This is a genomic window from Chryseobacterium caseinilyticum (assembly GCF_014837145.1).
GTDB lineage: Bacteria > Bacteroidota > Bacteroidia > Flavobacteriales > Weeksellaceae > Chryseobacterium > Chryseobacterium caseinilyticum.
The window spans coordinates 143595-157267 of sequence record NZ_JACYFS010000007.1 but is presented as its reverse complement, the minus strand read 5'-3'; the positions used below and the strand labels follow the sequence as shown (position 1 = coordinate 157267).

The following is a 13673-nucleotide window of genomic DNA, read 5'->3' as shown; positions in this document are numbered from 1 at the left end:
TACACAAAGGCGTTGACTTAAATAAGAAATACAAGGTTTTTCTAACGATGAAAATTTGCGGATCATCGTTAATTTTTTAGGATTCCCGAAGATTTTGCTGATGTTGCAGATTTTTAATTATTCGGCTCAATCTGTTTCATTTGCGTGAGATTTTTTTTTAAACGATAAGGTTTACGACTAACGCAAATCCTTTTTAATCACCAGATATTTCAAATCTTTATCTCCAGCATTGCTGATTCCGTGATCTGAGTTGGGCGGACAGTACAAACTGGTATTCGGGCCGACTTCCACGGTTTTTCCGTTGAGATAAAAAGAAGCTTTTCCTTCAAGAATATAAAAAAATTCTTCCTCAGGATGGCGATGTGGAGCGTGCGTAGATTTTCCGGGTTCTACAATACTCATCTTTAAGGTGTTTTCTTCAGTAAACTTTTTGTCGGCGAACCAATACTGATAACCGGAATTTGTTTTTTTTGCCTGAGCTAAATCAAATTCGTTGACGCAATTTTCGATGGTGTAATTACCAGGCACTTTTGCTGTTTCAACTTTCTGAGCATACATTTTTTGCTGAAACAGCATGATGAAGACGGCCGCGATGAGTGGTGAAAATATTTTCATTTTTAAATTATTAAAACAATCTTTTCAAAGATATTCAATTCTGTTCTGAATTTTCCGCTTTCAGCAGTTTTCGGATCTAAAAACTTTAAAGTATTTCAAAAACACACTCAGATTTTACTCAGAAGAAACATTCAAAAACATTTAATCTGTGAGAGAAAATAAAAATATAATCTTAAGAAATTTATTTCCCTTAAACCATCTTAAGTCCTTAACAAATCTTAATGGTTTAAAAAATTAAAAAATATTCCCAATTGTTTCCAGAATCGTGTCGGAAATTAGCATTATAAAAAATTTACGTTATGAAAAATTTAATTGCAGCCATCAGCATTTTTGGTTTAAGTTTAACCCACATTTCAGCGCAGGATATTCATCAGAATGAAGTTCCTTCCGTGATTCTCAACAACTTTCAGAAGAGTTTTCCAAAAGCCGCAGATACCGACTGGGAAATTAAAAGAAATCTATATGAAGTGGAATTTGAAACAGGATTTTTAGGCGACGACCACAAAGTTCTGTATTCAAGAGACGGAAAACTGGTGAGACACGAGGAAGAAATTTCTAAAGGTAATCTTCCGAAAGCTGTATTGGCCTCTATCAACAAATCTTTTGCAGGCTACAGAACCGATGATCTGAAGAAAATTACGGAAGGCAGAAAAGTAATTTACCATGTCGAACTGAAAAATATATCTCAGGAATGGAAAGTGGTTTTTGACGCGCAGGGAAGAATTTTGGAGAAGAGAGCAGATTAAAATGAAGAAATTTTTAGTTCTCAGTGCTTTAATAGGCATTGTCTTGCATATTTCTGCACAAATCAGTCCGCCGGGATTAGGACATGCAAAATCGGCGGGCTGGTTTGCTTTGGGAATAAAGAAAAAAATCAATAAAGAATGGGAATCCATGAGCTACGTCGCAATGGGAAGAACGGGTGAAACGTTGCTTAATCCTGTGCAAAAATCTTCAATTTGGGTTCTTAATCAGGAGTTTTACAGAACATTTAAAAGCAACTGGAAGTATTCATTCGCATTAAGTCTGAGGGATCAGAAAGAAAAAATGGCTGCAACGAATCAAACGGTTGACCAGCAGGAAGTAAGGCTGTATGGAAGACTGTCTTATGCTTTTAAAGGTTCAAAATTTAAAATAACACCCACTTTCAGGCAGGAATTCAGGAAATTTTTCGCCCCGAAAAGTCTGGAAGATGCTGAAACTTTTGCTTTAAGAAGCCGGTTGCGGCTGCAATTGAGTGTTGACCTGAATGAAGATGCCACCAAAAAAGTAATTATCAGTTCCGAGCAGTTATTTTCCACCGAAAAAGATTTTGTGTCAAAAGAATGGAGCGATTTGAAATACCATGAAAGCCGTTTTCTCGCTTACTACTCCGTCACCCCAAAAAATTCCGCTGTGACTTTTGATATTGGTTATATGAATAACCTGGTGGGAGGAAATCACCCGTATGACGTGAGTTATCTGGCGCTGGATGTGGTTTTTAATGGGAAAAAGAGAAAATAGAAGATCAGGGAAAGTTTGTATATTTGAGAGAAGAAAAATACTTTAAGATTTCACAAATGAAGAATTATCAAATGACCATTTTCTGTCTGATGCTGGCAATGTCAAGTTGCAAAGGCCAAAAATCAAATAGTGAAAAATATATTACAGAAATACAAAAAAACGAAGCTGCACACCTGGATAAAATTTATAAAGCAGCGGGAGAATTGATATCTGAAATCAACTTTGAACTTTCTGCAACCGATGAGCAAAAAGCAGATTGGCCCGAAGGCATAATACCTTGGATCAGTGTCGAAAATCCTCAGGATGAAATCAGTCAGCTGATTAATCCTAATGAAATTGTTATTAAAGAAAATAAGATTAATTTACTTATTGATTATCCATTAAAAAAACCAGCAAAAATTGAACTGTCAAACCCGAATGGTTTTACGCGAAAAGATTTAATTCTAGAAATCAGTAATAATTACCATAAAATTTACGCTGAGGAAGAAACAACAGCAAAAATCAAAACTATTCCTCTTGAAAAAAGAACAGATTTAATCAACCGAAATGAAACCAACGGAAAATATGGAATTTGGGGACATGATTTAGCAGATTTAGATTTAAGCGGAATTGAAGTTCATCAAACGACGGACGGAAAGATTAATTTAATTTTGATTATAGAATCTTAAGTAAATTTGCAAATACTGTATTCAATATCATCCGGAAATCCATTTTGTCAATATCTGTTTTATTTCTAAATTGCATTATCTCCCGAAAAGGAGAGTGATCACAAAATACATTTATGAATCAGATTATTCCGTTTGACTTACAGATACAGCACAGCTCTTATTTTAACTATACTTTTTGCCTCAACCAATATCCTTTTCTACAGAGCATTGCTTTCAGAGAAGTGACTGAAGATCTTGAAAATCTGAATCTTCAGATCAGTTCTTCATTAGGCTTGTTTGAAAAATACAATATTTACATTGACAAAATTAAGGCGAATGCACTGTACAAAATCTCCCTTTTCAATTTTGTCTTTGATAATTCTTTGCTGAAGAGGCTGACGGAAAAAGATTTAGATCAGATTAAAATTCAGGTTTTTAAAGACGGTGAATCTATTTTTGAAAAGAGTTTCAGCATAGAAGTTTTGCCGATGGATTATTTCGGTGGACTGCAGTCGTATCCGCAACTTTTGGCGTCTTACGTTCTTTCCAACAATACTTCACTGTACAAACTGAAAGCCGATGCCATCGATATTTTAGCAAGAAATAAACTCACACCATCATTTGAGGGCTATCAGCAGAAAAGTAAGGAAAGAGTTTTACAAATGGTTTCGGCGATTTATAAATCTATTCAGAACCTGGATTTGATTTACAGCTCAATGCCTCCAAGTTTTGAAAAGAACGGACAAAGGATCAGGCTTGTGGACACTGTTTTAGAAACAAAATTCGGGAACTGCATTGATATTTCCCTGCTTTTTGCGGCATGTCTGGAAGCCATCGATTTAAATCCGATAATTGTTGTAACAGAAGGCCACGCATTTGTCGGAGTCTGGTTGGATGATCAGCGGTTTGACGGGATGATCAATCTAGATCAGAAGGCGATTTCCAAAAGAATTGCTTCGGGAATTAAAGAAATTGCTTTAATTGAATCGACCAGCCTATGCAGAGGAACCCAAATTTCATTCAAAGATGCCATGAATTCTGCAGAAACCCAGCTGATGGATTCATCGAGATTTCTGTTGTCACTGGATATTAAAAACGCAAGATCAGCAGGAATCTCTCCGCTCCCACTTCTTAAAAATGAAACAATTCAGAGTCAGGATTTCAGTTCAATTCCACATTCAACTGAGCTCGATCAGGATTTTAATTTGGGAACGCAGTACGACGATCTTGAACTGACCGATTTTTCAAATTTAACCAAACAGAAAGTCTGGGAAAGAAAACTGCTCGATCTCTCGCTCAGAAATAATCTTCTGAATCTGCGCTTTACCAAAAGCATGCTTCAGCTGATTGACACGAAAATTAATGTGCTCGAAGACAGCCTTGCCGACGGAAAATCATTCACCATTCATCCCGACAACAATCAGGCTATGCTCAGAAAATATAGTCTGTATGGCGAACCTTTACATCTGTCGCAGCCGCTTTTCAAACTGGCGGAAGATGAGTTTAAATACAACCGACTTTTAACATATTATCATCAGGATGACCTCGACAATATTCTCACCAACCTTTACCGAAGCGCAAAACTTGCCGAAGAAGAAAACGGAAAAAGTACACTGTATCTGGGCATTGGTTTGTTGAAATGGTTTGAACCGAAAAATAAAGATATCTCGAGGCTCGCTCCTATTTTATTAATTCCCGTCGAACTGTCGCGGAAATCAGTAAATTCTAAATTTACGCTCCGAAGCCGTGAAGAGGAAACCATGATCAACATTACGTTGCTCGAATATTTGAAGCAGGAATTCAAACTCAACATCAACAGTCTCGAAAATCTTCCGATCGACGAATCGGGAGTTGATGTTCCGAAAGTTTTGGCGATTATCCGAAATGCCGTTCTCAATCTTGAAGGCTGGGATGTTCTGGAGCAGTTGGTTTTGGGTATTTTTTCTTTTAACAAACTGATTCTTTGGCAGGATATTTCAAAATATTCAGAAGAAATTCAGAAATCTTCGATTGTAAAAAGTCTGATCGACGGCCGCCTGACCGGAACTTTGGAAAGCGTGGAAAATGATGTTGAAAGTCTTGAAAACATCTCCGCTTCTGAATTGGTTTTGCCCATTTCGACCGATAACTCTCAGCTGAATGCTGTAAAAAATGCCAACCTCAACAAAAGTTTTATCCTCCATGGGCCTCCCGGAACCGGAAAATCACAAACGATTACCAACATCATCGCCGATGCTCTGTCGAATGATAAAAAAGTGCTTTTCGTGGCTGCCAAAAAAGCCGCTCTGGATGTGGTTCACAACCGTCTGGAAAATATTGGTCTGGGCGCATTCTGTCTCGAACTGCATTCCAACAAATCGAAGAAATCGGATGTTCTGAAACAGTTTGAAAGAACGCTGGAAGTTCCGAAATATAAAATCAACGCCGATTATCATGAGGAGGCAAAACGTCTCGACGAGCGCAGAAAAGAACTCGGAAAATACGTGAATGATCTGCATCAGAAATTCCCGATTGGCTGGAGTTTATTTGATACGATTGCCTTTCTGGAAACCAATCACGTAAAAGCAGACGAACGTTTTCACATCAATTTTCCTCTGGAAAGTGCCGATGTTTTCAACTGGAATCAGTGGAAAGACTGGTTAATTCCGTTTGCTTCGATTGTGCAAAAGGTTGGGCAGCCTTCGCTTCATGCTTTGCGACCGATCAAAACATCGAGCCATCAGTTTGAAAATAAAAACCTGATTCTGTCGGCAATTTCTCAGTTTAATGAAAAGAAAAATTCGGCGGAGCAGATTAAAAAACAGTTTCAGCTCGAAGAAGTTTCCAATGCGGACAGTGTGGAAATTCTTGAATTTTTAAAAGACAATCCGGTAAAATCGGGGTTGATTGATCTGGTTTTTAATGAAGGTCAGCTGAATTTATTTAAAAACTGGATGGCGCAACAGACGCAGTTTCAACAAACTGAAAGTCAAATCACTTCCAATTTTACTTCTTCCATCTTAAATATTGATTTTGCTTCATTAAAATTGATTTGGAATCAGGCGAAACATACCTGGTTTATTCCAAAATGGTTTAAACAAAGGAAAGTAAAGCAGCAATTAAACGGTTATGCGAAATCAGGAATAGAATCTGATGTGCAGATTGACGGACTTTTTGAAAAGCTTGAAAACTATCAGCAGCTTAAAAATCAACTTTCAAATCTCCATTACAACGCACTTTCACCGGTGACGAATCTTTATTTTAATGGAAGCGCATTTGATATTTCGGCGATTGAAAAAGATTTAAAAACCATTGAAAATGCGAAAGATTTAGCCCAAAAAATATCCATCAGAAATTTCCCGGAATGGCTGAAAGATTTTTCTTTAAAACAGAATAACAGTCAGAACATTTCTGAAAATGTTGAAAAGCTGAAAGAGCTCCACGATGCTGAAAATAATCTCTTGGAATATGTAGCGGAAATTCCCGGTGATGCCGATCTGCAGACTATTGTACAAAATATCAATCAGCTGGAAGACTGGATTAATTTTAATGGTTTAAAAGAGAAAGCGAAGGATTTGAACCTCATTTGGTTTATTGATTTTCTGGAAAAAGGCTGGCTCGACACAGAATCTTTGGAACTCGAATTTGAAAAAATCATTCATCTGAATTTATTCATTAAAACCATTTACAGCTCGGGAACTCTGAACGGTTTTGATGCCAATATTTACGAATCTCAGATTCAGCAGTATAAAAATCTGCACAAAGAATTTACGGAACTTACGAAAAATCAGCTGACGATGAAGCTCAGCGACCGCATTCCGAATTTTTCTCAGGAAGCCGTTCAGAGCTCAGAAATCGGAATATTGCAGAAAGCAATCCGGAATAAAGGTAGAGGTTTATCCATCAGAAAACTGTTTGACCAAATTCCAACTTTGATTCCGAGGCTCAAACCGTGTATGTTGATGAGTCCGATTTCAGTAGCGCAGTATTTTGATGTGAATGAAGAGCATTTTGACCTGGTAATTTTCGATGAAGCTTCTCAGCTGCCGACTTCGGAGGCGGTAAGTGCTTTGGCGAGGGCAAAGCAGGCGATTATTGTGGGCGACCCGAAACAGATGCCACCGACGAGTTTCTTTGCTTCCCAGAAAGTGGATGAAGAAAATTTTGAGCTCGAAGATCTGGAAAGTATTCTCGATGACTGTCTCGCACTTTCAATTCCATCCAATTATCTGTTGCGTCATTACCGAAGCAAGCATGAAAGTTTGATTTCGTTCTCGAATGCTCATTTTTATGACAATAAACTCCTCACCTTCCCGTCTCCGGATGATTTAAACCGAAAAGTAACGTTTGAATTTATCAACGGATTTTACGACAAAGGGAAAACACGAACCAATAAAAATGAGGCGGAAGCGATTATTGAATATATAAGAATTCATCTCGAAAATCAAAATAAAAAATCGATTGGTGTGGTGACTTTCAGTCAGACTCAGCAAAGTCTGATTGAAGATTTGCTGCAGAAATTATTTCAGGAAAATCCGCATCTGGAAGAATTTGCAATTAATTCTGAAGAACCAATTTTCATTAAAAACCTGGAAAATGTACAGGGTGACGAAAGAGATATTATTCTCTTCTCGATTGGCTACGGACCCGATGAAGACGGGAAAGTCTCGATGAATTTTGGTCCGCTTAATCGTGATGGTGGCTGGAGACGGTTGAATGTTGCCGTCACAAGAGCCCGTTACGAAATGAAAGTTTTCTCTTCGTTAAAAGGCGACCAGATCGACATGAACAGAACGAGTTCGGAAGGCGTTTTGGGATTAAAAAACTTCCTGAATTTTTCTGAAAAAGGTTTAGTGTATCAAAATTCAAATCAAACTGTCAGTCAGCAGAAACTGATGGTGAATTCTATTGCGAAAACCCTTGAAGAGCACGGTTTGAAAATCAAAACCAACATCGGAACTTCAGAATATAAAATCGACATCGGAATCATCGATCCTGAAAACGAAAGCGAATATCTTCTGGCGATTTTGCTGGACAGTGAGAATTATTTTAACATCCACACCACCAATGACCGCGAACTCCTCGTACCGAATGTACTGAAAGGTTTGGGCTGGAACGTTTTCAGAATCTGGACGCTGGACTGGATTAAAAATAAAGAGAAAATCGTTGGAAAAATTCAGGCTGAACTGGAAAAAATCAAAACACAGGTCAAAGAAAAAAAGGAAGAAATCATTGAACTGAAAACTTCTGAAAAAGTCTATCTGAGCGAAGTTTCGGAAGCAGAAAAGCCTACGAAAATAATTCCTTACGTCGCAGCAGATTTAAGTCCTGCAGTCAATGCCAACTCGGAATCGATTTATTATTTTGAAAACAGACCGGTTCTTTTAAGTCAGATTAAAACCATCATTGATACGGAATCGCCGATCAGCCAAAACGCTTTGTTCAGAAAGATTCTCAAGCTTTGGAACACTTCGAGAGCCGGCGGAAAATTGAATACCTATCTCCTGGAAACCTTGGCTTCTATTCCAAATATTCAAACCACAGAAAGTTATCAGAAATTTTACTGGAGCGAAAATTTACAGTCTCAAAATCTCGATTTTTACAGAGATAATTCCACAGAAAAAAGGCTGATCGACGAGATTGCGCCTGAAGAAATTTCTGTGGCCATGATGGAACTGATGCATTCGAGTTTGAGTCTGAATAAAGAGGAACTGATCCGCGCGGTTTGTAAGACCTTTGGTTTTTCGAAAGTGGGTTCGCAGATTGATGCGGTGGTGAAATTTTGTGTGGAGGATTTGGTTGGGAAAGGATTGCTGAAGGAGGTTGATGGGAGGATTGTTTTGGGGTGATAGATTTGCTCACATTATAATTTAAAAATAGAATTGTCCTGCTTCCAATAATTTAAAATATAACTAAAATGACAAAAACTTATAAAATTCTTATTATTATTTTTTTTCGATTATCAGCTGTACTCAAAAAACACAGCAACCTTGCGATGATTCTTTTATTAGAGCTAATAATTACGTCTTAGCGTCTGATTTTGAAAATGCTAAGAAGGAATTTGAAAAATCGATAAAAGCTGATTCAAAAAACGCAAATGCATTTTATGGACTTGGTTATACTTACAGTGTCGAAGGAAAATATGAAAAGGCAATTGAAAACTACACAAAAGCAATTGAAATAGATTCAAAATTCAAATTAGCACTCTTTGGTCGAGGTTCTATCTATTACGTTGTTGGAGACTACGACAATTCCGAAAAGGATTTTAGAGAAGTCACAGAATTAATGCCCAATTTCTCAATGGGCTATTTATACCTAGGGAATATAAAATCTCAGAAAGCAGATTTCGAATCGGCACTAATATACTTCGATAAGGCATTAATTTATGATAAAAAAAATTCCACAACATATTATTCAAAAGCAATTTGTCAATCTTATTTAAATAAGCCATTGGATGCAATATCTTCGCTAAAAAAGTCTATTGAAATCAATCCAAAGTATGGAATGGCATATTTTTATAAAGCAACTTTTGAGCACCAACTGAATTTGAATGATGAGGCTTGTAAAGACTTTAAAATGGCAGAAAAATTAGGAATTACAACGCAAACCAGCATTGCAGAATTTTGTAAATAATCAAAAATGAAAAAAGCATTATCACTTTTAGCCCTCTCAATATTCTCCATCTGTTTTTCACAAAAAATCTCAGACCGCTACCAATCTTCCCAACCGCAGGATCAATCTGTTCCGCCACCACCGAGGGTTAGTTTTCCTGCACAATTCCCAAGTAGTAACAAGGTATTTTTGAAGAAGATTGACCAGAATATCAACAAAAGTAATTTGAAAATTGCAGGTAGTAATTTAAGTACTGAAATCATTTTAAAGATAGACCAAGATGGTAACGTTCTTAATATTTCTACCTACGGAAAAAATGAAATTTTTAATAAAGAAGTAAAAGCTGCTGCGGGAAAATCAACAGAAAATATAAAATGGATTGCGGGAAAAAATAATCAGGGACAGAAAGTGATTGATATTGTGAAGATTCCGTATCGATTTAAAAAATTGTAAATTCTCAGAGCCTGTTTAAAAATGATTAAAAAACAAATTTTCAAGTCATTTTTCTTTTTCCCAACCCTAAAGGGTAGAAAAATGCCTTGAAAATTTCATCAAAATTAACTCCTATGTCATCCTGAGCTTGTCGAAAGACGAGTCGGGGCAAATTAATTCTGATGAAATTTAAACAGGCTCTTAATCATAAATTATTTTTCATAAAAATCACAAACAGGAGAAAATCAGTCCAGATTTTTCTTACCTTAGTTTCACAAATAGTCATCGATGAAACAATTTTTACAAATTATATTTCTGGTTAGCTGCCACTTTATATTTGCACAAAACCAGCCATTGGAAAACCAGCTTAAACAAGATTCTGCTGCAACGGCTTCGCAGAGAGACACTGCAAAAACTGAATCAAACAATATTAAAAGCAAAATGATTTTACCTGAAAAAAAATCAGATCCAATGAAATCTGTTGCCGAACATGATTTTGATCTTGAAATCAGAGCAATTCTCGATTACAGACTTAACCGTGTTTTAAGGGAGGATCTTTTTTGTCTTATTTGTGAAACCGAATCTGATAAAGGTCAACTTGCTTAATCTTTCCTTCATTTAAATTATACTAAATTAATGAAACTATACCTGAACTTTGTTGCCTTACTATACATTACGTTTGTGTCGGCTCAAAATAAAGAATTTACTTACGAATATCGGTTCATCTCAGATTCTACCAATCAGAAAGAGGTCAGCAGAGAAATCATGATTTTGAACGTAGGAAATGAGAAATCATATTATTACAGTTTAGATAAATTGATCTCGGATTCCACAATAAATGAAGAGAGTAAAAAAAATATGATGGTAATGCCGCTTCAATACAGAATTGGTGAAATGGTAATCAAAGATTTAAAAAACAATACAGTTTCTTTTGAAACTAAAGTTGGCGATGCTAATTTCAGCATCGAACAAAATATCAATTTAAAATGGAATTTAGTGAATGAATTTGATGAAATTCTAAACTATAAAGTTCAGAAGGCAACTACAAATTTTGGTGGAAGAATATGGAATGCATGGTTTGCCAAAGATATTCCGATTCAGGACGGTCCTTACAAATTCAAAGGTTTACCTGGATTAATTCTAAAAATTGAGGATAAAACTTTAAGCCATAAATTTATTCTGAAGGGCATTAAAAACGTGCAAAGTCCTTTCGAATATCCTTACCGAAAGGATGAATCTAATCCTAAAAGACTGGATTATGAAACTTATATAAAAAACTACCTTCAAAACAGAGCAGAACCCACATCCCATCTTATCGGGAGAATTCCTGACCAAACAGATGCCCAGGGAAATTTCAGAACGGGCGAACAGATTATCCGTGAAATCAGGAAAACAATGCTCGAAAAAATAAGCAAAGACAACAACATTATTGAGATTGATGTTTTGAAGAATAACGGCAAATCAAAGAAACGATAATCATTTTATTTTGCGTGAATGAAAGTAAATTTATTCTTTCCACTATTCTTCATTGCATTTGGGTGTTCTAAAACAAATACTAAATCTATAAGTTTCAGCAGCTTTGATATAACAGTTCCTGTTAATTGGAATAAAATTAACTTAAAAGGAACTGACAGTGATGTTGGCGCTATTGTAACAGAAAAGAATGATACGGTTTTCTTTGATCATGGCCCTTATTCAAATTCACTGGATGAAAATTCTGTAATCTATGAGAAATCATTTTTAGAGATCATCCTACAAAAAATTCCGGATATTGATACCACTAAAATGATTATCGTGAACGACCTCTCTAAAATAAATGTGGATGATTATAAACTTAACACCAGCAGATATGAAATAATTTCCGGCTACAAAGCAAAGATTGTAAGTCCAAAAAAACAAGGCAAAGGTATGACAGGTATTTACATTGACAGTTTAGGGTCTTCTTCGCTCGGCAAAATCAAATTTAATTTATATGCGGAAAATCTGAGCTCAGCGAATCAGAAAGATCTGTTAAAAGCTATTCGAACTATTAAATTTAAGAAGTAAAAGCTATAATTTTAATAATTCTCCTCTCTTAAAATCAATCTTAAGATGATCAGCATCATCTCCCGTAGATAGCTTTTCTAAAATGGCAAAAAATAATTTAAGCTGAGTCAAAAATTCATCATCCGTTTCCAGCATTGTAAAATTCTCTTCCAAAATTCTGTACTGAGACAGTCTTTTTTTCGGAATATCTTTTTTTGCCAGTTCGTCTGCAGACTGAAATTGATACAAATTTAAAAGTGCATCATCAAACCTCCATGTCTCAAAACTTTTTGTGTTGAATTTACTTAAGTCTTTAGAGTTTCCTAGACTTAATTTTAATAAATCTTTTCCCGAAAGCTTTGAAGCTTTTTCAATGAAATCTTTGGGCCAATCGGACGGCACGAAACGCAACCGCACCAATTCCTTCAGATGAAATAATGTGAAATCCCTGTAATTTTTTGTTTTTAAAATATCATGATTCCAGATATCGCTTGAGTTTTGAGTTTTTAAATTTTTGAATTCTCTCTCATACAACGAGAATAATTCATTAAATCGCGGAACATTTTTAATACATACCATTTCCACTTCAAATTCATCCTCAGATTTCACTGTCAGAATTTTATATCCCGGAATATACGCCGCCAGAGAAGACACCTGAATATTGACGAGCATTTTCCCGTTTTTAAACTTTTTAACTCCGGTGTCGTTAATGTGCATATGACCTGCAAAATGTAGCTTCAAACCCGCTTTTGCAAACAATTCTGCAACCTCATCATTCGGAACCCGATCCATTTGCCACTTGTCATTTCCTAAAAGTTGCTTTATTTCAGAATTGGCATCATCATTAAAATCCAGAATCGGATAATGGGTAAAAGCAATCAATGTTTTGTTGAGCCTTTTCGCTTCAGTTACCACTTTTTCAACCCATAAAAACAAATGTTTTTTATTGCTTAAAACGTTGTTGTAGCCAATGGATGCTCCGCTGTAATTATTTTCATCATCAGGATTGCCATCAATATTTTTTGGAATATAAGTATTTCCATCAATAGCCATCAGCCAAATTCCATCAGTGGGTTCGACCATATAAGAAAGATCAGGTACAGAAAAACCGGAACTCACCTCATACATTCTGTTTTCATATTCTGAATCTTTTAAAGCATTTTTAAACTGAAACTGTTGATAAGAATCTTTACTGAAAGGCGTTTGCCAAAAAATATCTTTTCCAGAAGGTGCAAATCCGAAATCATTCATGCTGTTCAAAATTTCCAGATATCCAGACATCGCAATGTCTCTGGTAAAGATGGATTTTGAATCTTTTTTTCTAATTAAATTTTCATCACTTACAATTGATAGTTCACCTCCATTTTCATCCATAAAATCAGATTTCCCACCCTGTTTCAAAAACGGACCAACCGGATCGTGATTTCCGGTGGTAATGAAAAACCTCATCCCATATTTCTTCTGATATCCGTCTAAAATTTTCTTTAAACCCCGTAAATTGTAGGCCTGTCCGTCATCTGTAAAATCTCCGGGAAGTGCGACAATTTTAATATTTCTTTTTGCAATATCATCTAAAGCCGCAAGAAAAGCGAAATAATTTTCATTAAAAATTCTTGTCGAATGCAGCTGAGAATCCATCGTTCTCAGAATGGTTTTCTTTCCCGTTCCCGGATTTTCAATTCCTTTAAAATCTGAATCCGAAAATTCACCGTACAGATCCTGAAAATGAACATCAGCCAGAAAAGCAATCTGCACAGGTTTTTGTTGGGCCGAAATCACAAAATGACCTAGAAATAAGATAGAAAACAGAAATTTCAAAAATATTTTCAAACCGGTATTTATTTAATTTAATGAAAAGAA

General features: G+C 36.0%; 11 protein-coding genes and 1 pseudogene. 10 read left to right on the top strand and 2 right to left on the bottom strand.

Annotation, left to right across the window (positions count from 1 at the left end):
- Positions 1 to 177 precede the first annotated feature (177 nt).
- A complete protein-coding gene (locus tag IC610_RS17465; RefSeq protein ID WP_191737983.1) occupies positions 178 to 615 on the bottom strand; it encodes a cupin domain-containing protein in 438 nt (145 codons plus the stop codon).
- A 299-nt stretch (positions 616 to 914) separates the two neighbouring features.
- Between IC610_RS17465 and IC610_RS17460 the strand changes: the two genes are divergently transcribed.
- From IC610_RS17460 to IC610_RS17420, 10 genes and pseudogenes are all read left to right on the top strand, one after another.
- Complete coding sequence (locus IC610_RS17460; protein WP_191737982.1) at positions 915 to 1361, top strand: PepSY-like domain-containing protein; 447 nt, start codon at positions 915 to 917, stop codon at positions 1359 to 1361.
- A gap of 1 nt (position 1362) precedes the next feature.
- The gene (locus tag IC610_RS17455) at positions 1363 to 2118 is read left to right on the top strand and encodes a DUF2490 domain-containing protein (protein WP_191737981.1); all 756 of its coding nucleotides are present in this window, start codon (positions 1363 to 1365) and stop codon (positions 2116 to 2118) included.
- 56 nt (positions 2119 to 2174) lie between these two features.
- On the top strand, positions 2175 to 2786 hold the full coding sequence (locus IC610_RS17450; RefSeq protein WP_191737980.1) for a hypothetical protein: 612 nt from the start codon (positions 2175 to 2177) through the stop codon (positions 2784 to 2786).
- A 113-nt stretch (positions 2787 to 2899) separates the two neighbouring features.
- Positions 2900 to 8593 (top strand): DUF3320 domain-containing protein, encoded by a 5694-nt coding sequence (locus tag IC610_RS17445; RefSeq protein WP_191737979.1) that lies wholly within the window; start codon positions 2900 to 2902, stop codon positions 8591 to 8593.
- Between the two features lie 109 nt (positions 8594 to 8702).
- Positions 8703 to 8963, top strand: a pseudogene (locus IC610_RS20235) (tetratricopeptide repeat protein); the annotation flags it as partial.
- Between the two features lie 81 nt (positions 8964 to 9044).
- Positions 9045 to 9377, top strand: a complete 333-nt coding sequence (locus IC610_RS20050; RefSeq protein ID WP_228462959.1) for a tetratricopeptide repeat protein — start codon at positions 9045 to 9047, stop codon at positions 9375 to 9377.
- A 6-nt stretch (positions 9378 to 9383) separates the two neighbouring features.
- Positions 9384 to 9809, top strand: a complete 426-nt coding sequence (locus IC610_RS17435; RefSeq protein WP_191737978.1) for a hypothetical protein — start codon at positions 9384 to 9386, stop codon at positions 9807 to 9809.
- A gap of 267 nt (positions 9810 to 10076) precedes the next feature.
- Complete coding sequence (locus tag IC610_RS17430) at positions 10077 to 10394, top strand: hypothetical protein (RefSeq protein ID WP_191737977.1); 318 nt, start codon at positions 10077 to 10079, stop codon at positions 10392 to 10394.
- A 30-nt stretch (positions 10395 to 10424) separates the two neighbouring features.
- Entirely contained in the window at positions 10425 to 11264 is an 840-nt protein-coding gene (locus IC610_RS17425; protein ID WP_191737976.1) for a GLPGLI family protein, read from the top strand.
- Between the two features lie 18 nt (positions 11265 to 11282).
- Positions 11283 to 11834 carry a hypothetical protein gene (locus IC610_RS17420; RefSeq protein ID WP_191737975.1) on the top strand — a complete coding sequence of 184 codons (552 nt, stop codon included), beginning with the start codon at positions 11283 to 11285 and terminating at the stop codon, positions 11832 to 11834.
- 3 nt (positions 11835 to 11837) lie between these two features.
- Here the strand turns inward: IC610_RS17420 and IC610_RS17415 are convergent, their stop codons facing one another.
- Positions 11838 to 13568 (bottom strand): metallophosphoesterase family protein, encoded by a 1731-nt coding sequence (locus IC610_RS17415; protein WP_317173449.1) that lies wholly within the window; start codon positions 13566 to 13568, stop codon positions 11838 to 11840.
- Between the last annotated feature and the right edge of the window lie 105 nt (positions 13569 to 13673).